Origin of the sequence: Clavibacter tessellarius (genome assembly GCF_001618005.1) — a bacterium.
GTDB classification, from domain to species: domain Bacteria; phylum Actinomycetota; class Actinomycetes; order Actinomycetales; family Microbacteriaceae; genus Clavibacter; species Clavibacter tessellarius_A.
This window is the reverse complement of the sequence record NZ_LQXA01000019.1, coordinates 162,812-182,303: the sequence shown is the minus strand read 5'-3', so window position 1 is coordinate 182,303 and position 19,492 is coordinate 162,812. Positions and strand designations below refer to the sequence as shown.

Here is a 19,492-nt window from a genome sequence, read left to right as displayed (position 1 = left end):
CGGCACCCGGTACGCGACCGGCGGCGGGCCGGGCGCGCCGCAGCCGATACGGTTGTCCGCATGGCTGACGGAGATGACCCCCGCCGTCGCGAGGACTCCCTCGCGACGCGCATGAGCGACGCGGTGTCGCGCACGAGCGAGCGGGAGGTCGCCCTGCGGGCGATGGGCCTGCTCGACGGCCTGTACGAGGGCGACGACTTCCTGCTGCTGGTCGGCGGACGGCACGCCCGCGGGATCCTCAACGGCGCCCCTCCCCTCTACTGGCCCGAGGCCTGGGGCGCCCGCGCGCTCCTCTACGCGTGGACCCCCGAGGCCGCGAAGGTCGTCGAGAAGAACCTGACGAACCGCGCGTGGCGCGTGCGCGAGGCATGCGCGAAGGTCGTCGCGACCCGGCAGCTGCCGCTCGTGCGCGCGCTCACCGTGCTCGTCACCGACGAGAACGCCCGCGTCCGCGGCGCCGCCCTGCGCGCGCTCGGCGCCGTCGGCTCCCCCGCCGACGAGGACGTCATCCGCCGCGCGCTGACCGACCCCGACACCTCCGTGCGCGTCGCCGCCCACGACGGCCTCGAGGCCCTCGCCGCTCGCCACGACCAGGTGCTGTCGGCTGCGGGGCGCCATGCGGCCGCCGCTGCTGCGGCGAGCACGGCGGCGCCGGATGCGGACGACGAGGACGCGATGGACGACGCCGCGACCGACGCGGACGCCGACCGCTCCTAGCCCTCCGGCTCCGGCCCCGACCCCGGCCCCGGCTCCGGCTCCGGCCCCACCGCGGGATCTGTCGGCAGCGACGCTAGGAAGTCCTCTACCAGCCCGGCGAACAGGTCCGGCCGCTCGATCTGCGGCATGTGGCCGCAGTCCGGGATGAGGCGCGTGCGCGCGTCGGGCAGCTCGCGCGCGACGGCCGTGAGGTGCGCGGGCGGGAGGATCCGGTCGCGGTCGCCCCACACCGCGAGCACCGGCAGGCCCGACGCCCGCACGCTCTCGACCAGCGGGCGCCGCCAACGCGAGCTCACCCCGCGGACCGTGCCGAGGTCGCGCGCGATGCCGAGCATCGTGGCCGCGTGGGTCGGCCGGGCCGAGAGCTCCTGCGCGTGCCGCACGCGCGCGTCGGTGGTGAGCGCCGGGTCGTGGAAGATCGTGCGGGTCGAGCGCCGCGAGTTGCCGGGCGTCGGCCGCATGAGCAGCGTGGCGAGCGGGTCGAAGGCGAGCATCCGGAGCCCCACGGTCACCTGACGGCCGAAGCCCGCGCTGTCCGCGAGCACGAGGGCGCGCACGCGATCCGGGTGCCGTACCGCCAGCGTCATCGCGACGGCGCCGCCGAGCGAGTTGCCGACGACGGTCACGGGTCCGCGGACGCCCACCGCGTCGAGGTACGCGGACAGGGCGTCCGCCAGCGCGTCGAGCGTGGTGGCGCCGGGGACGGGATCCGACCAGCCGAAGCCCGGCAGATCGAGGCTGTGCAGCGCGTGCCCCTCGGAGAGCCGCGCGTGCTGCTCGTCCCAGTCCTCGAGGCTGCGGCCGATGCCGTGCAGGAGGAGCAGCGGATCCCCGGTGCCGGTCACGCGGTGCCGCACCTGCCGGCCGCCGACCTCGAGCATCGCGGTCCCCGGGGCCCGGAGCGGATCGACGTCCCCGGATGCGGCCATGTCGCGACCCTATCGAGATCCTCACGCCGCGGATTCCTGCGATGTCGGGAGGAGGTGCGACGATGGAGGGGCTGCGCATCGCAGCGTCTTCCCCGTCGCCCGGAGCCACGAGCCCCGCCCGACGCGCGGCGGTCCACGCAGGTCGCCGATGAGCATCAAGGAGCGACACGGCATGACGATCTTCGAGCAGATGGAGTCCGAGGTCCGGAGCTACAGCCGCGGCTGGCCGGTCGTGTTCGACCGCGCGGTGGGCAGCGAGATGTTCACGGCCGACGGCGACCGCTACCTCGACTTCTTCGCGGGCGCCGGCGCGCTCAACTACGGGCACAACAACCCGGCGCTCAAGCAGAAGCTGGTCGACTACATCCTCCGCGACGGCGTCACGCACTCCCTCGACATGTTCACGGAGGCCCGCCGCGACTTCCTGCAGACCTTCCAGGACGTCATCCTCCAGCCGCGCGGGCTCGACTACCGCATCATGTTCCCCGGCCCGGGCGGCGCCAACGCGGTCGAGGCCGCCATGAAGCTCGCGCGCAAGGTCACCGGCCGCACCACCATCGTGCACTTCACGAACTCGTTCCACGGCATGACCGAGGGAGCGCTCTCCGTCACCGGCAACGCGCTCAAGCGCGGCGGCGCGGGCCACCCGCTCCACCACGCCATCGCGGTGCCGTTCGACGGCTACCTCGGCGGCGAGACCGACAGCCTCGCGTACTTCGAGAAGCTGCTCGACGACTCGGGCTCGGGCGTCGACACGCCCGCCGGCGTCATCGTCGAGACCGTGCAGGGCGAGGGCGGCATCAACGTCGCTTCACCCGAGTGGCTGCGGAAGCTGCGCGAGCTGACCACGCGCCACGGCATCGTCCTCATCGTCGACGACGTGCAGATGGGCTGCGGCCGCACGGGCGGGTTCTTCAGCTTCGAGGAGTCGGGCATCGTCCCCGACATCGTCACGCTCTCCAAGTCCATCGGCGGATACGGCCTGCCCATGGCCCTCACGCTCCTCAAGCCCGAGCTCGACCAGTGGAAGCCGGGCGAGCACAACGGCACCTTCCGCGGCATCGCGCCCGCGTTCCTCACGGGCGCTGAGGCCATCCGCCTGTACTGGGCAGACGGCGAGCTCGAGGCGTCCACGCTCCGCAAGGGCGAGCGAATCCACGAGGTCTTCACCGAGATCGCGGCCTCCGTCGCGCCGGAGATGACGCTGAAGGTGCGCGGCCGCGGCCTCGCGCGGGGCATCGAGTTCCCCTCGGGCGACCTCGCCGGCGCCGTCTGCCGCGCGGCGTTCGAGCGCGGCATGCTCATGGAGACGAGCGGCGCCGGCGGCACGGTCATGAAGGTGCTGCCCGCGCTCACCATCACCGACGAGCAGGTCGAGGAGGGGCTCGCCATCATCCGCGAGGCCGTCCGCGAGGTGCTCGGCTCCACGAGCGAGGAGCTCGCCGCCGACGAGGTCCCGCTGCCGGTGGCCGTCGGGAGCTGATCCGCTGAAGCGCAGTGCACCGCGTGTGACCGGTGGACGGCGCCGAGAGGGAGCTCATCGCTGACAGAAGTGTCGCCAATGCTCCTCGTAGCGTCGCTTATGCGCGACAAGTGTCACGAAGAGACGGATTCGGGAGCACATCACGAGCCTCTGTTCAGCCCACTGATTCTCCCCACGCGAGCTGCTGCAGACCGTCTTCTCCACGTATCCGCTCGCGCCTCGCACGACCGCCGGTCGCCACGAGAGGATGACCGCATGGGGATGACGACGATCGTGTTCGGTGCTGCAGACGATGAGGCGGCCGCGGCCGTCCTCGAGCTCGACGGGGAGCCGGAGGGGTACGACTGCTACCTGATGCCCGACGAGGTCTGGGAGCTCGAGGGGCTGATCCGCGGAGTCGCCGGCTCGGAGCTCCCGACGTACACCCAGGAGCCCATCGCGGAGACGGACGACTTCGCCGTCTTCGTGATGCCGCTCAGCTCGGGGCTCGCCGGCCTGCTGCGCGACGCCGTGCCCGCGCGACGCGACGAGCTCGCGGAGCGCTGGCAGGGCGTCTGCCCCCATGTGGGCGACTGGGCCTCGTACGAGGTGGAGGACACCCTCGAGATCCTCGCCCGCACGCTCGTCGAGATCCAGGGCGCGGGCCTCACGCCGTACATGTACGTCTGCCCCTGATCCGTCGGCGTCGCCGTCGCGCTAGCCGCGCGGCCGCAGGATCCGGTAGCGGTGCTCCGGGCGGCCCGTGGATCCGTAGTTGAGCTGCACGTCCACGACGCGGTCGCGCGCGAGGGCGCCGAGGTAGCGCTGCGCGGTGGCGCGGGAGACGCCCACCCGCTCCGCGATCTCCGGGGCGCTGAGCTCCGCGTCGGATGCGGCGAGGGCGTCGAGCACGGCCTGCTCGGTCGCCGGGCGCTCGCGCGCCGAGACCCGGCCGGGCCGCAGGGCGTGGATGGCGCGGTCGATGCCGGCCTGGTCGAGCGGGCGGTCGCTCGCGAGCCCGGCACGGAAGGCCGCGTAGGCCGCCAGGCGCGCGGTGAGCAGCTCCGGCGCGAACGGCTTCACGAGGTAGGAGACGGCGCCGCCGCGGAGGGCGCGGCGGACGGTGGCGGGATCGTCGGCGGCCGTGACGAGGATCACGTCGGGCTCGATGCGCCGCACCAGGTCGATGCCGCTGCCGTCGGGCAGGTACGCGTCGAGGAGCACGAGGTCGGGGCGCGACGTGTCGAGCACGGCGAGCGCCGCCCGCACGCTGCCCGCGGTGCCGACGGACCGGAACCCGGGCGCCTGCTCCACGATGCCCTCGTGCAGGCGGGCGATGCGGAAGTCGTCGTCGACGATGAGGACGGTGAGGTCGTCGGTCATGCGCGGGCTCCGTCGGGGGTGTGGGTGTCGGGGTCGGTGCCGGGGGTGGCGGGGAAGTGGGGATCGTCGGCCGGCGGATCCGCGTCGGGCGGCTCGACCACGCCCGCGAGGCGCGCGCAGAACACCGCGCCGGACTCGGCCTCGGACGGCGGGCCACCCGGGTCCGCGACCCACACGTCGCCGCCGTCGCGCCGGGCGATGTCGCGCACGAGCGGCAGCCCGAAGCCGAGTCCGTGCGCGGGATCCGCTCCGCCGGCCGCCGCGAGCGCCTCCGCGGCCCCGTCCACGTCGTCGGGCCGGCGCCGGAAGATCCCCACGGCGTCCGCCGACCCGAGCCCGTCACCCGAGTCGGCGACCGCGAGGTGCAGGTCGGCGCCGTCGTCGAGCGCCTCCACCTCCACCCACCGGTCGGCCCGGGATCCGCGTACGGCCGCGTGCACCGCGTTGTCGACGAGGTTGCCGAGGACGGTCGTGACCTCCTCCGGCCGCACCAGGAACCCGCGGACGAGCGTGCCGGGCCCGACCCGCAGCGTCACGCCCCGCTCCTCGGCCTCCATCGCCTTCGCGCCGAGGAACGCCTGCAGGTACGGCTCGTCGACGAGCCCCGCGTCGACCGTCGGGAACGCCACGGGCCCCTGCTCGAGCACGCCCGCGAGGTAGCTGTCGGCCTCGTCCACCCGGCCGGTCGCGACGAGGCCGCGCACGACGTGGAGGCGGTTCGCGAACTCGTGCCGCTGCACCCGCAGCGCCGTGGACATCGCGGTGACGGCGGTGAGGCGGCGGCTCATCGCCTCGACGTCCGTCTCGTCGCGCAGCACCATCACGGTGCCGAGGTCGCGGCCGTCGCGGGCGACCCGGGCGACGTCGACGAAGAGGAGCCGGTCGTCGACCACCGCGCGCAGCGACGCGGATCCGGCGTCGGGCGCGCCGGCGGACCCGGCCGTGGATCCCTGACCGGCCCGCGCCGCGGCCACCGCGTCCCGCAGGACCGGCGCGACGCCGAGGTCCGCGAGCGTGCGGCCGACCGGATCCTCGAGGCCGAGCAGCTCCGCGGCCCGCGGGTTGCAGACCGTGACGCGCCCGTCGGGGCCGAGGCCGAGCACGCCCTCGCCTACCCCGGACAGCACGGCCGCCTGGTCCTGCACGAGGCCCGCGAGCTCGGACGGCTGGAGGCCGAGGGTGAGGCGAGCGAGACGGCGCGAGAGGATCCCGCTGGCCACCGCCCCGACGCCGAGCGCGAGCAGGGCGACCACCGCGATGGCCGCGACGTCGACGCCGATGGAGTCGCGCACGGTCGCCGCCGCGAAGCCGACGCTGACCTCGCCGACGACGCGGCCGTCGGCGGCGGACGCACCGGAGGCACCGGAGGCACCGGACGCACCGGACGCACCGGACGCACCGGACGCACCGGACGCACCGGAGGCACCGCCCGCGGGCGCCTCGGCGTCCAGCGCCCGCACCGGCACCTTCGCCCGCGCCGACTCCCCGAGCGTGCCGGTCGCCCAGGTGACCTCCTCGCGTCCCGCGAGCGCGACGGCCGGATCCGTGCTCACGAGCTGCCCGAGCTCGGCCGGGTCGGGGTGCGCGAGCCGCAGTCCGCGGTCGTCGGTCACCACGACGAAGAGCGCGCCCGTCCGCTCGCGCACCGCCTCGGAGCTCCGCTGCACCAGCCCGTCGGCGAGGTCCGCGGCCGAGGGTCGCGCGGGATCCGCGGTCTCGGCGGTGACGGCGGCCCGGAGCGCGGGATCCTCGGCGGTCGTCCGCGCGATCGCGAGCGCCGTCGCCTGCGCCTCCTGGCGGTTCTCCGACGAGCTGAGCAGACCGTAGGCGATGGTCGCGATGCCCACGACGACGAGCACGACGAGCAGCTGGAGGACGAGGGTGCGCCGGGCGAAGTCGAGCCCCGCCCGTCGTCGCCCCGTCGCCCGATCCATCGAGGTGAGCATAATGCGCAGAACGTCGTTTGCGTGCACTATCGCGATGAAGCGGCACAAGCGCGACGAAGCGGGGAAGCCGACCTAGCGTGTGGTGTTCAGCCGGGCGTCCGCCCACCGACGAAGGAGTCACACGTGCTGGTATTCCTGGGCTTCGCCATGGTCCTCACCTTCATGGCGCTCATCATGACCAAGCGGCTGACGCCCATGGTCGCCCTCATCCTCGTGCCGACGATCTTCGGGCTCTTCGCGGGCGCCGGGCTCGGCATCGGCGACATGGTCATCGAGGCGCTCGGCGACCTGGCCCCCACGGCCGCGCTGCTGATGTTCGCCATCATCTACTTCGGCATCATGATCGACGTCGGCCTGTTCGACCCGCTGGTGCGCCTCATCCTCCGCGTCGCGGGCGGCGACCCGGCGAAGATCGTGCTCGGCACGGCCATCCTCGCGGCGGCGGTCTCCCTCGACGGCGACGGATCGACCACCTTCATCGTCACCACGGCGGCCATGCTGCCCATCTACCGCAAGCTCGGGATGAGCCCGGTGGTCCTCACCTGCACGGCCGGGCTCGCGAACGGCACGCTCAACATCGTCCCGTGGGGCGGCCCGACCGTCCGCGCGGCGGCGGCCCTCAAGGTCTCGCCGACCGACATCTTCGTGCCGATGATCCCGTCGCTCCTGGTGGGCCTGGCGCTCGTCTTCATCTTCGCCTGGACCATGGGCGTCCGCGAGCGCAACCGCCTCGCGGCGCTCGGCGAGGCGCGGGCCGAGGGCGGCCTCGACGGCGGCGCGGGTGCCGGCTCCGGCGGATCCACGGGCGGTTCCGGCTGGTGGCGCGCCGGTCGCGGCGCCCCCGCGACCCCGCGCGGCGGCCTCATCACCCTCGCCCCCTCGCTCGTGCGCGCCGAGACGGCCGCGGTCTCCACGGTCGGCTCGACGATGCTCGACCCCGACCGCGAGACGCTCCGTCCGCGCCTCATCTGGTTCAACCTGGGGCTCACCATCGCGGTGCTCGTGCTGCTGATCATGGACCAGCTGCCCCTCGCCTACGTCTTCATGGTCGGCGCCGCCATCGCCCTGATCGTCAACTTCCGGGTGCTGAAGGACCAGGGCGAGCGCATCGCCGCGCACGCGCCCAGCGTGGTCGGCGTCGTCTCGATGGTGCTCGCGGCCGGCGTCCTCATCGGCGTGCTCAACGGCACGGGCATGGTCTCGGCGATGTCGGCGTGGCTCGTCACGATCATCCCGGACGCGCTCGGCCCGGGCCTCGCGGTCATCACGGGCGTGCTCAGCATCCCGATGACCTTCTTCATGAGCAACGACGCCTTCTACTACGGCATGCTCCCGGTGCTCGCGGAGAGCGCGGCGAACTACGGCATCGATCCCGTGGAGATGGCCCGCGCGTCCATCACCGGGCAGCCCGTGCACCTGCAGAGCCCGCTCGTGCCGGCGATCCTGCTGCTCGTGTCGCTGGCCGACGTGAACCTCGGCGACCACCACCGCAAGGTGCTGTGGCGCGCCGTCCTGGTGTCGCTCGTGATGCTCGCGGTGGGCGTGCTCACGGCGGCCATCCCGATCTGATCGGGAGGCGCTCCGCGAGGAGCGCCACCGCTCCGCGAGGAGCGTGCACGCGGAGGCCGGGCGGCTCGGGGGAGCGCCCGGCCTCCTCGCGTGCGCGGGGACGGCGGGCCGGTCGCCGCGATGCGCCGGGCCGCGAACCGCCGACCGGGGCGGGATCCGCCCACCGGGCCGGGATCCGCGAACCCGGGCAGGATCCGCGAACCCGGCCCGGCGGGATCCGCGATCCGCCTAGGAGACCCGCTCCGCGACCTGGTACCCGGCCTCGGAGTAGACGATCCGGTAGGCGGCGCCCGGCTGCGTGGCCGCGCCGTACTGGTCGGCCGAGAGGGCGCCGGCTCCGAGCCCGCCGCCGAGCGTGTCGATGACCACGTACTGCGGCGCCGGGTTGCCCGGGTTGCCGAGCCAGTACACCTCGTGGTCGTCGACGAGGTACGACATGAGGCCGATGTCGCTGAGCACGCTCGCGCCGGCCGGCACGTGGTCGAGCGCGGCCTGCGCCTGCGCGGCCCGCGGCGACGGCTGCCACGCGGCGGGCTTCCCGAGCTCCATCAGGGGCGAGCGGAGGAACAGCAGGACCGCGGCCACGGCGAGCAGGGGCACGGTCGCGCGCGACGCGTTCGCGAGCCATCGCTGCCCGCCGCCACGCGCCCGGACGACGCCGTCGATCGCCGCCGCGAACACGATGGGCATGAGCACCGCGTCGTAGTGGTAGCCGGGCGCCCAGTACGCCTCGGTGGGGGCCAGGAAGCGCCAGGCCAGCGTCGGCACCACGAGGAGGAGGAGCGGCGAGCGCACGGCGATCAGCGCGCCCGCGAGCACGAGGAACGCGACGGTCTCCACCTTGGGTGCCGCGAAGAGCCCCCAGAGCGTGCCGAACGGATCCGCGAGCGCGCCGCCGGCGTCGAGCTTCGACGCGTAGTCCCAGCGGGCCTCGCGGTTGAACGCGGGGAGGATCACGGTGGTCGCCAGCACGAACCACGCCACGCCCCAGCCGGCGAGCGCGATGCCGACGCGGCGGTCCATCGTGAGGGCGATGATCGCGCCGAGGACGGCGACCGTGAGGCCGAGGTCCTCCTTCACGAAGACGAGCGGCGCGGCCCAGAGCGCGGCGGCGAGGGCCCGTCGGGCGATCACCGCGTCGAGCGCGAAGGCCAGCAGCGGCAGCGCGAACGCGATCTCGTGGAACTGGAACGCGACCGCGCCCTGGATGCCCCAGCTCAGCCCGTACGCGGCGGCCACCGTGATGGCGCCCCAGCGCCCGGTCACGCGACCGGCGAGGCGCCCTACCCCCACCACCGAGATGCCGATGAGCACCGCCTGCACCACGAGCAGCGCGAAGGCGTGCGGCCACACGGCGTAGACCGGGCCGAGCAGCACGAGGATCGGGTGGAAGTGGTCGCCCATGAGGTTGAAGCCGTCGCCCTTGATGGAGACGAGCGGCGCCTGGAAGCGCGAGTAGTCCTGCGCGAGCTGGGTGAAGATGCCGGTGTCCCACGACTTCACGGTGAAGCGGCGCCACTGGAGCGCGGAGTACAGCACGTACACGGCGGTGACGAGCGCGGCGACGATGACGACGCCGACGGTGCCGGGGACGCGGGACCCGGTGAGGAGCCCCGGGACGTCGGAGGCGGGATCCGGCTCGGCGGCGTCCGCGTCGCGGGGGCGGGACGGGGCGTTCGGACTGGTCACGCGAGCAAGGGTCTCACGCGGGCGCGGGATGAGGGCGTGGCGATCCCCGGCCCATCCGCTCAGCGACGGCGGGTGGCCTCAGCGACGCGAGCCGCCCGCGCCCTCCTGGCGCTCGCGCTCCGCGGCCATGGCGGCGCGGCCGGCGTCGCGGTTCTTCACGCGGATCTGCTCCTCGCGCACCTCGGCCTGCGTCGCGCGCTCCTGCACCAGCCACTGCGGCGGGGCCTGGAGCAGCTCCTTGATCTGGGCGGTGGTGAGCGCCTCGTCGACGCCGCCGCGGGCGAGGCCGGCGATGGAGACGCCGAGCTTGCCGGCGATGACCGGGCGCGGGTGCGGGCCGTCGCGCAGCAGCGTGGCCAGCCACTCCGGCGGGTTCGCGGTCATCTCGGCGAGCTCCGCGCGGGACGGGGTCGACTCCTGGAACTCCACGGGGGTCGCCGGGAGGTGCACGCCCAGCTTCTTCGCCGCGGTCGCGGCCTTCATCGTCTGGCTGGATCCGGGGCTCGTCATGTGCCCAGGGTACCGTCGGGGCCCCGGGCGCCCTGCACTAGCCTGGATCGACCCGCCGCCGCTCACGCGCCACCACCGAGCGGGCCATCGAGGGGACTCCCGTGGACGCCGACCCGACCGCCCTCCGGCGCTTCGCCGCCGTGGCCGACGAACTGCACTTCGCCCGCGCCGCCAAGGCCCTGAACGTCTCGCGCATCGCCGTGAGCCGCTCGATCCTCGACCTCGAGGCGCTCTGGGGCGTCGAGCTGTTCGTGCGCGACGAGGGGCCCACGCGCCTCACCCCGGACGGCGAGGCGCGCCTCGCCGAGACCCGGGCCGCGATCGACGCGGACGACGCGCGACTCGCCGCCGAGGCCGCCGCCCCGCCGCGCGGGCTGGTCGTCGCCATCGTGCCCGGCGTGACGGTCGCCAAGTGGACCCGCGCGTGGGACGAGCGCGTGCCGGACGTGCCGCTGCGGATCATGCCGCTCGCCGAGCCGGATGCGGCGCCGTCCCTCGTCGATGGATCCGTGGACGTCGCGTTCCTCCGCCTCCCCGTCGACGGCCGCGGCCTCACCGTCGTGCCCCTCTACGGCGAGGTGCAGGTCGCGATCCTGCCCAAGGAGCACGCGCACGCGACCGCGGATGCGATCTCCCTCACCGACCTCGCCGAGGAGCTGCTCCTGCAGCCGGCCGAGCAGGTGCCGGGCTGGCCGGGGCGCACGGCCGGCGCGGATCCGGTGCCGATGCCCGACGACGTGGCGGCGGCCGTCGAGCTGGTCGCCGCGGGCGTCGGCTTCGTCGTCGTGCCGCACGCGCTCGGCCGGCTGCACGCGCGCAAGGACGTGGTCGCTGTGCCGGTGCACGACCTGCCGGAGACGCGGATCGCCGTGGCCTGGCGCGAGGGCGACGCCAGCCCGCACATCGAGGAGCTCGTGGGCATCGTCCGCGGGCGGACCGCGGCGAGCTCCCGGTCGGCGCGCGACGACGACGAGCGCGACCGCCGGAAGCCCACGGCCGCGCAGAAGACCGCGCGCAAGGCCGCGGGGAAGCCGGGGGCCGCGGGCGCGAAGGGCGGCGGGAAGCCGACGCCGAAGGGCGGATCCGGCGGCACGGGCGGCGGGCGCACTCCCCCGCCGCGGGGCGGTCGACGCGGCCGCTAGATCCCGCCGCGCGCGGCCTGCAGGTCGGCGACGACCCCGGCCACGTGCTCGCCCCAGCGCCGGTACATGGACGTGTAGCGGAACTCGCCGCCCACGAAGTCGACCGGGCCCGCATCCGGCAGCTTCACCGAGACGGCCTGCGGGAAGCGCGCGCACACCTCGGCCTTGCGCTGGGAGAGGTACGCGGCGTGGTCGCGGAAGAGGCCGCGCACGAACGCGCCGGCCTCCACGTACTGCGACACCTGCGGCACGTCGGACACGAGCACGATCGAGTTGTCGGCGGTCTGCTCCACGAGGTGGTCGAGCAGGTCCTCGAGGCGGTGGACCCAGGGTGTGATGCGCGCGAGCTCGAGCGCGTCGGCGACCCCGGGCATCACGAGCACGACGTCGTAGCGGTGCAGCTCCGTCACCTGCCGCACGGCCTCCTGCGTGGCGGTGAGGTGCTGGTCGGCGAGCGGCACCGTGCGCCACTCCACCCCGCGGCCCGTGAGCGCCGCGAGCGCCTGCGCCGACTGCGCGACGACACCGTCCGCGTGCGTGCGGAGGCCCACGCCGGATCCGCCGATGCCGCCGAGCGCGAGGATCCGGTCGGGGTCGGGACCCGGCACCACGCCGACCGGCGCGTCCGTGGGCACGGTCGCGGTGAGCGGGGTGGGGATGCCGCCGCGCAGGCTCGCCGCCACGAAGGGGCGGACGGCCTGGTGGAGGACGCGGATCGGCGGGGTCATGGGCTCCTGGGGATCGAGGGGCGTCGTTCCATCATGCGCCGAACACCCCCGTGTCGGAGGCCGAGCCTATCGTCGTGCACGAGCACGGCCGGGTGCTCGCGCCCTCGACCCACCACCTGGAGCATCCGATGACCCGCGAGCCCGAGCCCCTCGTCCACCACCCGCACGCCCGCTACCACCAGGGCGCCTGGCGCGTGCAGGTCGCGTCGCAGCCCGTGCTCGGCTACGTCGTGCCCACGGCGCGCGCCGCCGGCGCGGAACCCGTCTACGAGGTCTACGCGGATGCGGTCGACGCGTCCGGCCGCCGCGTGTGGGTCTCCACCGCGGTCACGCTGGAGGCGGCCATCGACTGGATGCGCGAGCACGACATGGAGCTGCTCTCGTTCGCGGGCGAGCACGCCCGGCGTCACCGCGAGCTCGCCATGGGGATGATGCCCACGCACTACTGAGCGCGGGCGCCGTCGCCGATGTCGCGGATCAGGGCGTGGCGAGCCAGTACGCGATGAGCAGCATCGTCACCACGAAGCCGGAGAGGAAGTTGAGGCCGAGGAAGCGCCGCCAACCGCGGTTCGCCGCCTCCGCGTCCTCGTCGCGGATCGACCAGAACGGCGCGGTGCTGAGGATGTACGGGATCACGAGCGCGGCCGCGACGATCCCAGGGAAGCCCGTGAACAGCATCGCCACGCCGGCCGCGGCGTAGGCGAGCACCGCGATCCGCACGGTGGCGGCGCCGCCGAGCACGGTCGCGATGGAGGAGATGCCGCCCTCGCGGTCGGCCACGATGTCCTGCACGGCGCCGAACGCGTGCGAGGCGACGCCCCAGAGGAAGAACGCCGCGAGGATCGCCCACAGCCCGGGCGTGAACGTCCCGCCCGCGAGCACGATGCCGAAGACCGCGGGCGACGTGAAGTGCGTGCTCGAGGTGAGCGAGTCGAGGATGGGCCGCTCCTTGAAGCGGAGGCCCTTCAGCGAGTACGCGATCACGGCGAACACGCTCACGGCGAGCACGGCGAGGCTCGCCGCGGATCCCACCGCCACGAGGTACGCGAGGAACGGCACGTTCGTGACGAGCACCGCGATCAGCACCGGCCGGTGCATCGCGCGCGCCAGCACCGCGCCCTCCACTCCGCCCTTCCGGGGGTTCCGCATGTCGGACTCGTAGTCGAAGACGTCGTTGATGCCGTACATCGCGAGGTTGTACGGGATGAGGAAGTAGAGCGTGCCGAGCACCGCCGTGAGGTCGAGCTCGCGCGTGACCGTGAGGTAGGCGGCCGCGAACGGGAAGGCCGTGTTGACCCAGGAGAGCGGGCGGGACGACAGCGCGATGGTGCGGATCATCTCCGCGGCGCCGGGCCGGGCCCGCACGTCACTCATGCGCTTCGATGCCGGAGACGCTGCGGCGGCGGCGCAGCAGGTACCAGACGGCCGGCAGCAGCACGAGGGCCGCGATCGCGTAGGCGAAGTCCTCGATGGGCGCGTAGCCGAGCACGAGGCCCACGAGCTTGTCGGGGTCGTACCCGACGAGGCCGACCTTGATCATGATGTTGTCGAAGAGGAGCGTCATCACGAGCAGGATCGCGACGGGCATCCGCCGGTACCAGTAGTACTCGGGGTAGTCGAAGCGGCTGGATCCGTACGGCACGGCGTTGGCCTCGCGCAGCAGCAGGCGACGGAACAGGAATCCGACGACCGCGACGGGAGCGAGGAACAGCAGGTCGAGCACGAGGTAGCTCATCGGTTCGCGCGCTCCCTCGCCCGGGCGACGTGGTGGTCGGCGAGGCGGCTGAACCCGTTGACGAGGTTCATCGTGAGGTAGCAGAGCAGCGTGAGGAAGAAGACCTCCTCGAGCGGGAGCTCGGGGCCCACGAGGATGCCCGTCATGAACGGCGTCTCGCCGCGGAAGAAGATGCCCTGCGAGATGCCGGCCACGTCCCACGCGAGGAAGAAGGCGACGCCCACGAGCGTGGTGACGGCCGCGGCGGTGCGGTCGCGCCAGAAGAACAGGCGCCAGCGGCGGTCGACGAGCATCATGCAGCCGAGGGTGACGAGGAGGGCCGCGAGGTAGAGGAGGCCCATCAGACCACCGGGCGGCCGACCGTGCGCACGAGCGGCTCGGCGCCGGGGCCGGTCGACGTGTCGCCGCGGAGGCGCTTCACGAGGATCTCCGCGCTGATGAGGCACATGGGCAGGCCGATGCCGGGGATGGTGGATCCGCCGGCGTAGTGCAGCCCGTCGACCCGCTTGCTCGTGTTGCCGGCACGGAACATGGCCGACTGCGAGAGCGTGTGCGCGGGCCCGAGGATGGTGCCCGTCCACGAGTGCAGGTCGGCGGCGAAGTCGCCGGGGCCCGAGGTGCGGCGGAGCACGATGCGCTCGGCCAGGTCGGGGATCCCGGCCCAGTCGCTGATCTGCTGGATGGCGCGGTCGGCGATCTCCTCGACGCGCGCGTCCCCGGCGCCGTCGATGCCGCCGCGGCCGATGGTCGGGTCGGCGGGGATCGGCACGAGGATGAAGACGTTCTCGTGGCCCGCGGGCGCGACCGAGCCGTCGGTGGCGCTGGGCTTGCAGACGTAGATGCTGGCGGGATCCGGTACCGAGGTCGCGCCGCCCTTCGGCGGGAAGATGCGGGAGAAGTTCTCGTCCCAGTCCTCCGTGAACAGCAGCGTGTGGTGGTGCAGCTCGGGCAGCTCGCCCTTCACGCCGAGGTAGACGAGCACGGCGCCGGGGCCGGCGGTGGCCTTGTCCCAGTACGCCTGCGGGTAGGTGCGGAACGCCTCGGGGAGCAGCTCGGTCTCGGTGTGGTGCAGGTCGGCGGTGGAGACGACCACGTCGGCGTCGAGCGTCTCGGTGCCGGCGTCGGTGGTGATCTGCACGCCGCGCGCCCGCGCCTTGCCGGCCTTCGTCGGCTCGGTGAGGATGCGCGAGACGGGCGCTCCCGTGCGGATCTCGACGCCCTCGGCACGGGCCACCCGTTCGATGGCGTCGATCACGGTGATGAGGCCGCCCTGCGGGTAGAGCACGCCGTCCTCGAGGTCGAGGTGGCTCATCAGGTGGTACATGCTCGGCGCGAGCTTGGGCGAGGAGCCGAGGAAGACGGCCGGGTAGCCGAGGATCTGGCGGAGACGGCGGTCCTTCACATAGCGGGCCACGTGCGTCTCGAGCGGCGTGAGCAGGAGCTTCCCGAGCGTGCCGGTGCGGGTGACGATGTCGCGCTTCAGCAGCGGGCGGTAGTCGGCGAAGGTCGTGTAGAGGAAGCGCTTCTTCGCCATCTCGTAGACCTCCTTCGCGGAGTCGAGGTAGCGGGCCATCGCGGGGCGGGATCCGGGCTCGACGCTCTCGAACAGGTCGAGGTTGGCCTCGCGGGAGTCGCGGATGTCGATGGGATCCGGGTCGCCCTCGAAGAGCACGCGGTAGCCGGGGAGGCGCACCAGGTCGAGCTGCTCGGCCGCGCTCGTGCCCATCAGCTTGAAGAAGTGGTCGAACACCTCGGGCATGAGGTACCAGCTGGGGCCGAGGTCGAAGCGGAAGCCGTCGCGCTCCCAGGAGCCGGCGCGGCCGCCGACCTCGTCGCGGCCCTCGACGAGGGTGACGCGGTAGCCGTCGCGGGCGAGGAGCGCGGCGGAGGCGAGGCCGGCGATCCCGCCGCCGATCACGATGGCGGTGGGTGCGGTCATGGCGCTCTCCTGCTGCTCGGGGTCGGACGGGGCGGGGCGGTGGTCGTGGTCGTCGTGGTCGTCGGTCTCCGCGCGGGACGCGGGCGTGGAGCGCGCGCCGTGGACGCGGGGGGCGCGCGAGCGGCGGACGAGGCGGCCGTCGACGCCCGAGGGCTCGGCGCCCGTGGCGGCGGCGAGCGCGATGCGGGCCTTCACGGGATCCGGCACCCGCACGCGCGTGCGCGCCAGCTCGGCCGCCGGGGTGTCGCGGAGCCGCACGGCGAGCTCGGCGAACAGGCCCTGCGCGAGCGCGACGGCGCGGCGGCTGGAGGCGGGGAGGTCGGGGATCACGGCGCCGGACATGCGGAGGTCGTGGTCGATGTCGTCGAGGATGCGCTCCTTGTCGGCCTCCGAGAAGGACGCGACGTCGACGCCCGGGAAGTAGCTGCGGCCGAGCGCGTCGTGGTCGGCGGCGAGGTCGCGCAGGAAGTTGACCTTCTGGAACGCGGCGCCCAGGCGCTTGGCGCCCTCCTCGAACCGGATCCGCTCGGGCCGCGTGGTGGCGTGGCCCATGAGGAACGCGCGGAGGCACATGAGGCCGACGACCTCCGCGGATCCGTAGACGTACTCCGTGAAGGAGGCGGGCGTGTGCTCCATGCGCCGCAGGTCCATGCGCATGGAGGCGAAGAACGGCGCGGTGAGCTCGGCGCCGAAGCCGGCGCGGCGGGCCGTGATGGCGAACGCGTGCACGACGAGGTTCGTGCTGTAGCCGCGCAGCATCGCGTCCTCGGTCTCCTGCTCGAGGGCGTCGAGCAGGTCCTCGACGTGCGCGGGATCCACGCCGGCACCGGCCGCCGCGCCGTCGACGATCTCGTCGGCGATGCGCACGAGCGCGTACACGTTCTCGATGTGCTGGCGCACGTCCGCGCCGAGGAGGCGCGAGGCGAGGCCGAAGGAGGTGGAGTAGCTGCGGATCACGACGGAGGCCGTGTCCTGCGCCACCCGGTCGTACTTGTCGAGGCCCGTGGGCGCCTCGGGGGCGGCGGGCCGGCGGCCGGGCAGGCGACGCGTCATCGGATGCGCCCGAGCACGGACTCGGCGACGGGCGCGAGCTCCCGGCGGAGCGCCTCCGGCACGACCGGGTCCTCGAGGCGCGCGCACGCGGCCGTCGCGAGGTCGCGCGCCACGCCCTCGGCGAACGCGCGGGCGCCGGAGCTCTCCAGCACCGAGCGCACGAGGGCCGCCTCGCCGCGGGAGAGGTCGTCCTTGCCGATGAGCGCGCTGATCTCCCGCCACTCCGAGGAGCGGACGGCGTGGGCGATGAGCACGGTGCGCTTGCCCTCGCGGAGGTCGCCGAGGTTCGTCTTGCCGGTCTCCTCCTCATCGCCGAAGACGCCGAGCACGTCGTCGACCACCTGGTAGGCGATGCCGATGTCCCGGCCGAAGTCGCCGAGCGCGGCCACGACCTCGGGGCGCGCGCCCGCGAGCACGGCGCCGGCCTGCAGCGGCGCCTCGAACGAGTAGACGGCGGTCTTGAGGCGCTCCATGCGGAGGATCTCCTCGACGCTCGGCACGTCCGCCGTGAGCGAGAACTCGACGTCGATGAGCTCGCCCGCGGCGGACGCGAACACGGCGTCGTCGAGGATCTCGAGCAGGTGCGACCGGGTGAGGTCGCGCACGCCGCTCGCGTCGATGAGGCGGTACGCGTTGACGAGCGCGAGGTCGCCCGCGATGACGGCGGCCGACATGCCGCGGTGCTCGGCGAGCGGCTGGGGCAGGCCCTGCGTGGTGGCGATGTCGCGGTAGGCACCGGAGACGTTGGGGCCGCCGCGCCGGGTGAAGTCGCGGTCGATGACGTCGTCGTGCACGATGAGCGCGGTGTGGAGCATCTCGAACGCGGCGCCGACGTGGGCCGCGGCCTGCACGTCCTGGCCGCCGAGGCCGTCGTACGCGGCCATGACCATGCGGGGACGGAAGCGCTTGCCGCCGGCCGTGTTGGACTCCAGCGTGCGCCACAGCTTCACGTACTCGTCGCCCATGGCCTCGGCGCGGACGAGGGAGCGGGCGAAGAACGCATCCAGCACGTTGTTCACGTGGGCCTGCCTCGATGTGGAGACGGCAGCGAGGTTGGTGGCGTCCACGGATGAAACCTAACATCGAGGCGGTAACGGAAAGCAGGGAGCGCATGTCACAGCACACCGAGCTCGTCGTCCTCCTGGACGACGACGGCGAGACCATCGGGACGGCGCCGAAGGCGACGGTCCACACCCGCGACACCGCGCTGCACCTCGCGTTCTCGTGCCACGTGTTCGATGCGGAGGGCAGGATCCTCGTCACGCGCCGCGCGATCGGCAAGCTCACCTGGCCCGGCGTCTGGACGAACTCGTTCTGCGGGCACCCCGCACCGGGCGAGGACATGCTCGAGGCCGTGCACCGCCGCGCCGAGCAGGAGCTCGGGCTCACCCTCGCCTCGGTCGAGCTCGTGCTGCCCGACTTCCGCTACCGCGCGACCGACGCCGCGGGCATCGTCGAGAACGAGATCTGCCCGGTGTTCCGCGCCGTGGCGGCCACGCCGGTGGATCCGCGACCCGAGGAGGTCGGCGAGTACCGGTGGGCGGATCCGGAGGAGCTGATCCCCGCGGTCGCCCACACGCCGTGGGCCTTCAGCCCGTGGCTCACGCTGCAGCTGCCGCTGCTGTACCCGGAGCACCCGGCGCACGCCGGCTCGCCGGATGCGGCGGCCGTGCCCGCGGTCTGATCCGACGCTCCACCGACGAGGGGCCCGGCCGCTTCGCGCGGCCGGGCCCCTCGTCGCGCACCCGGCGGGCGGGCGGGCGGGATCACCCCCAGAACGCGCGGACCTCGTCGGCGACGCGCTCGGCCTGGCGTCGGCCCGCCTCGGCGGAGACCTTGCGGGTCGAGAGCAGGAGCGAGTTCTCGCCGAACGCGGCCGTGCTCTCCGCGTCGGCCTGGATCACGAGCACCTCGGCCCGGCCGCGCAGCTGCTGCACGACGGTGGAGAGCGTCGGGCCCATGCCGGAGGCGGGCGCCTCGGGGCCGCACGCGATGACGAGGATCCGCTCGTGCTCGGCGACGACGTCGGCGTTCGTGCCGGAGCGCATGCCGCCGTCCATGTAGGGGCGGCCGTCGATGGTGACGGGCGGGAACACGCCGGGGACGGCGCAGCTCGCGGCGGACGCGCGCACGAGGTCGGCGCCGGAGTCCTTGTCGAAGACGGTGAAGCGGCCGGTGCCGGCGTCGACCGCGGTGATGCGGAGGTCCTTCTCGGGCCAGTCGCGGATGGGGAGGAGCTGGCCGATGCGCTCGACGCTCGCCGCGTCGTCGACCTCGGGGTCGTACTCCTCGAGCGCGAACTCGCCGATCCTCTGCCGGGTCGGGATCTCGCCTGCCGTGCTCACGACGCCCTCGCCGATCACCTCGATCGTGCGGGAGAGGTCGCGGCTGCCCATCGGCTCGACCATGCCGGCCACGTCGACGAAGTGCTCGTCGTAGGCGGCGTCGATGGCGCTGGCGCGCAGGTTGATCGCGACGACGGATCCGGCCGACGTGCCGACGACCGCGTCGGCCGCGCCGAGGTCGACGCCCGCGGCGATGAGGCCCGAGAGGAGCCCGGTCTCCCACGCGATGCCGGCGACGCCACCGCCGCCGAGGACCAGCCCCCGCGTGGTGCCCTGCTGCTCCGATGCCTGCGCTCTGCTCACGGTCGCTCCTGTCCAGGCCCGCCCGGTGCGGGTCCCCGACCA

19 protein-coding genes are annotated in these 19,492 nt (G+C 73.8%); 7 read left to right on the top strand and 12 right to left on the bottom strand.

Annotation, left to right across the window (positions count from 1 at the left end):
• Positions 1–60 precede the first annotated feature (60 nt).
• A complete protein-coding gene (locus AWH51_RS05055) occupies positions 61–717 on the top strand; it encodes a HEAT repeat domain-containing protein (protein ID WP_063071005.1) in 657 nt (218 codons plus the stop codon).
• Here the strand turns inward: AWH51_RS05055 and AWH51_RS05050 are convergent.
• On the bottom strand, positions 714–1,646 hold the full coding sequence (locus AWH51_RS05050; protein ID WP_254654478.1) for an alpha/beta fold hydrolase: 933 nt from the start codon (positions 1,644–1,646) through the stop codon (positions 714–716). The genes AWH51_RS05055 and AWH51_RS05050 overlap by 4 nt on opposite strands.
• Positions 1,647–1,818: 172 nt before the next feature.
• Between AWH51_RS05050 and ectB the strand changes: the two genes are divergently transcribed.
• Together ectB and AWH51_RS05040 are read left to right on the top strand one after the other, a co-directional pair.
• The gene (gene ectB / locus AWH51_RS05045) at positions 1,819–3,129 is read left to right on the top strand and encodes a diaminobutyrate--2-oxoglutarate transaminase (RefSeq protein WP_063071004.1); all 1,311 of its coding nucleotides are present in this window, start codon (positions 1,819–1,821) and stop codon (positions 3,127–3,129) included.
• A 255-nt stretch (positions 3,130–3,384) separates the two neighbouring features.
• A complete protein-coding gene (locus tag AWH51_RS05040; RefSeq protein ID WP_063071003.1) occupies positions 3,385–3,804 on the top strand; it encodes a hypothetical protein in 420 nt (139 codons plus the stop codon).
• 21 nt (positions 3,805–3,825) lie between these two features.
• Here the strand turns inward: AWH51_RS05040 and AWH51_RS05035 are convergent, their stop codons facing one another.
• Positions 3,826–4,491 (bottom strand): response regulator transcription factor, encoded by a 666-nt coding sequence (locus tag AWH51_RS05035; RefSeq protein WP_063071002.1) that lies wholly within the window; start codon positions 4,489–4,491, stop codon positions 3,826–3,828.
• Positions 4,488–6,425, bottom strand: a complete 1,938-nt coding sequence (locus tag AWH51_RS05030) for a sensor histidine kinase (protein ID WP_063071045.1) — start codon at positions 6,423–6,425, stop codon at positions 4,488–4,490. The genes AWH51_RS05035 and AWH51_RS05030 overlap by 4 nt, the downstream gene beginning before the upstream one ends.
• A 159-nt stretch (positions 6,426–6,584) precedes the next feature.
• Here AWH51_RS05030 and AWH51_RS05025 point away from each other — a divergent pair, with 159 nt between their 5' ends.
• A complete protein-coding gene (locus tag AWH51_RS05025) occupies positions 6,585–8,006 on the top strand; it encodes a CitMHS family transporter (RefSeq protein ID WP_254654484.1) in 1,422 nt (473 codons plus the stop codon).
• Between the two features lie 228 nt (positions 8,007–8,234).
• Here the strand turns inward: AWH51_RS05025 and AWH51_RS05020 are convergent, their stop codons facing one another.
• The gene (locus AWH51_RS05020) at positions 8,235–9,695 is read right to left on the bottom strand and encodes a DUF2079 domain-containing protein (protein WP_063071000.1); all 1,461 of its coding nucleotides are present in this window, start codon (positions 9,693–9,695) and stop codon (positions 8,235–8,237) included.
• A 78-nt stretch (positions 9,696–9,773) separates the two neighbouring features.
• A complete protein-coding gene (locus AWH51_RS05015; RefSeq protein WP_063070999.1) occupies positions 9,774–10,205 on the bottom strand; it encodes a DUF5997 family protein in 432 nt (143 codons plus the stop codon).
• A gap of 101 nt (positions 10,206–10,306) precedes the next feature.
• Here AWH51_RS05015 and AWH51_RS05010 point away from each other — a divergent pair, with 101 nt between their 5' ends.
• On the top strand, positions 10,307–11,347 hold the full coding sequence (locus tag AWH51_RS05010) for a LysR family transcriptional regulator (RefSeq protein ID WP_063070998.1): 1,041 nt from the start codon (positions 10,307–10,309) through the stop codon (positions 11,345–11,347).
• Here AWH51_RS05010 and AWH51_RS05005 read toward each other — a convergent pair.
• Entirely contained in the window at positions 11,344–12,075 is a 732-nt protein-coding gene (locus AWH51_RS05005) for a hypothetical protein (RefSeq protein ID WP_063070997.1), read from the bottom strand. The two genes, AWH51_RS05010 and AWH51_RS05005, sit on opposite strands and share 4 nt — an antisense overlap.
• 74 nt (positions 12,076–12,149) lie before the next feature.
• Between AWH51_RS05005 and AWH51_RS05000 the strand changes: the two genes are divergently transcribed.
• Positions 12,150–12,524 (top strand): hypothetical protein, encoded by a 375-nt coding sequence (locus tag AWH51_RS05000; RefSeq protein WP_254654477.1) that lies wholly within the window; start codon positions 12,150–12,152, stop codon positions 12,522–12,524.
• Between the two features lie 28 nt (positions 12,525–12,552).
• Here AWH51_RS05000 and AWH51_RS04995 read toward each other — a convergent pair whose 3' ends face one another.
• The 5 genes from AWH51_RS04995 to AWH51_RS04975 are packed head-to-tail and all read right to left on the bottom strand — an operon-like array spanning position 12,553 to position 17,869.
• On the bottom strand, positions 12,553–13,449 hold the full coding sequence (locus tag AWH51_RS04995; RefSeq protein WP_063070996.1) for a prenyltransferase: 897 nt from the start codon (positions 13,447–13,449) through the stop codon (positions 12,553–12,555).
• Positions 13,442–13,810 carry a lycopene cyclase domain-containing protein gene (locus AWH51_RS04990; RefSeq protein WP_063070995.1) on the bottom strand — a complete coding sequence of 123 codons (369 nt, stop codon included), beginning with the start codon at positions 13,808–13,810 and terminating at the stop codon, positions 13,442–13,444. Before AWH51_RS04990 ends, AWH51_RS04995 begins: the two co-directional genes overlap by 8 nt.
• Entirely contained in the window at positions 13,807–14,151 is a 345-nt protein-coding gene (locus AWH51_RS04985; RefSeq protein WP_063070994.1) for a lycopene cyclase domain-containing protein, read from the bottom strand. The genes AWH51_RS04990 and AWH51_RS04985 overlap by 4 nt, the downstream gene beginning before the upstream one ends.
• Positions 14,151–16,802, bottom strand: a complete 2,652-nt coding sequence (gene crtI, locus AWH51_RS04980) for a phytoene desaturase family protein (protein WP_063070993.1) — start codon at positions 16,800–16,802, stop codon at positions 14,151–14,153. The genes AWH51_RS04985 and crtI overlap by 1 nt, the downstream gene beginning before the upstream one ends.
• Positions 16,799–17,869: a polyprenyl synthetase family protein gene (locus AWH51_RS04975; protein ID WP_254654476.1), complete on the bottom strand. Its 1,071-nt coding sequence runs from the start codon at positions 17,867–17,869 to the stop codon at positions 16,799–16,801. The genes crtI and AWH51_RS04975 overlap by 4 nt, the downstream gene beginning before the upstream one ends.
• A gap of 44 nt (positions 17,870–17,913) precedes the next feature.
• Between AWH51_RS04975 and idi the strand changes: the two genes are divergently transcribed.
• Positions 17,914–18,486 (top strand): isopentenyl-diphosphate Delta-isomerase, encoded by a 573-nt coding sequence (gene idi, locus AWH51_RS04970; RefSeq protein WP_063070992.1) that lies wholly within the window; start codon positions 17,914–17,916, stop codon positions 18,484–18,486.
• A gap of 82 nt (positions 18,487–18,568) precedes the next feature.
• On the opposite strand, the gene AWH51_RS04965 is transcribed toward idi, so the two are convergent.
• Complete coding sequence (locus AWH51_RS04965) at positions 18,569–19,450, bottom strand: patatin-like phospholipase family protein (RefSeq protein ID WP_063070991.1); 882 nt, start codon at positions 19,448–19,450, stop codon at positions 18,569–18,571.
• Positions 19,451–19,492 lie beyond the last annotated feature (42 nt).

Excerpts from the sequence above, each read along its gene's own strand:
- AWH51_RS05055 (WP_063071005.1), top strand. The coding sequence starts at position 61 with ATGGCTGACGGAGATGACCCCCGCCGTCGCGAGGACTCCCTCGCGACG.
- AWH51_RS05050 (WP_254654478.1), bottom strand. The coding sequence starts at position 1,646 with ATGGCCGCATCCGGGGACGTCGATCCGCTCCGGGCCCCGGGGACCGCG.
- ectB (WP_063071004.1), top strand. The coding sequence starts at position 1,819 with ATGACGATCTTCGAGCAGATGGAGTCCGAGGTCCGGAGCTACAGCCGC.
- AWH51_RS05040 (WP_063071003.1), top strand. The coding sequence starts at position 3,385 with ATGGGGATGACGACGATCGTGTTCGGTGCTGCAGACGATGAGGCGGCC.
- AWH51_RS05035 (WP_063071002.1), bottom strand. The coding sequence starts at position 4,491 with ATGACCGACGACCTCACCGTCCTCATCGTCGACGACGACTTCCGCATC.
- AWH51_RS05030 (WP_063071045.1), bottom strand. The coding sequence starts at position 6,425 with ATGGATCGGGCGACGGGGCGACGACGGGCGGGGCTCGACTTCGCCCGG.
- AWH51_RS05025 (WP_254654484.1), top strand. The coding sequence starts at position 6,585 with ATGGTCCTCACCTTCATGGCGCTCATCATGACCAAGCGGCTGACGCCC.
- AWH51_RS05015 (WP_063070999.1), bottom strand. The coding sequence starts at position 10,205 with ATGACGAGCCCCGGATCCAGCCAGACGATGAAGGCCGCGACCGCGGCG.
- AWH51_RS05005 (WP_063070997.1), bottom strand. The coding sequence starts at position 12,075 with ATGACCCCGCCGATCCGCGTCCTCCACCAGGCCGTCCGCCCCTTCGTG.
- AWH51_RS04995 (WP_063070996.1), bottom strand. The coding sequence starts at position 13,449 with ATGAGTGACGTGCGGGCCCGGCCCGGCGCCGCGGAGATGATCCGCACC.
- AWH51_RS04990 (WP_063070995.1), bottom strand. The coding sequence starts at position 13,810 with ATGAGCTACCTCGTGCTCGACCTGCTGTTCCTCGCTCCCGTCGCGGTC.
- AWH51_RS04985 (WP_063070994.1), bottom strand. The coding sequence starts at position 14,151 with ATGGGCCTCCTCTACCTCGCGGCCCTCCTCGTCACCCTCGGCTGCATG.
- crtI (WP_063070993.1), bottom strand. The coding sequence starts at position 16,802 with ATGACGCGTCGCCTGCCCGGCCGCCGGCCCGCCGCCCCCGAGGCGCCC.
- idi (WP_063070992.1), top strand. The coding sequence starts at position 17,914 with ATGTCACAGCACACCGAGCTCGTCGTCCTCCTGGACGACGACGGCGAG.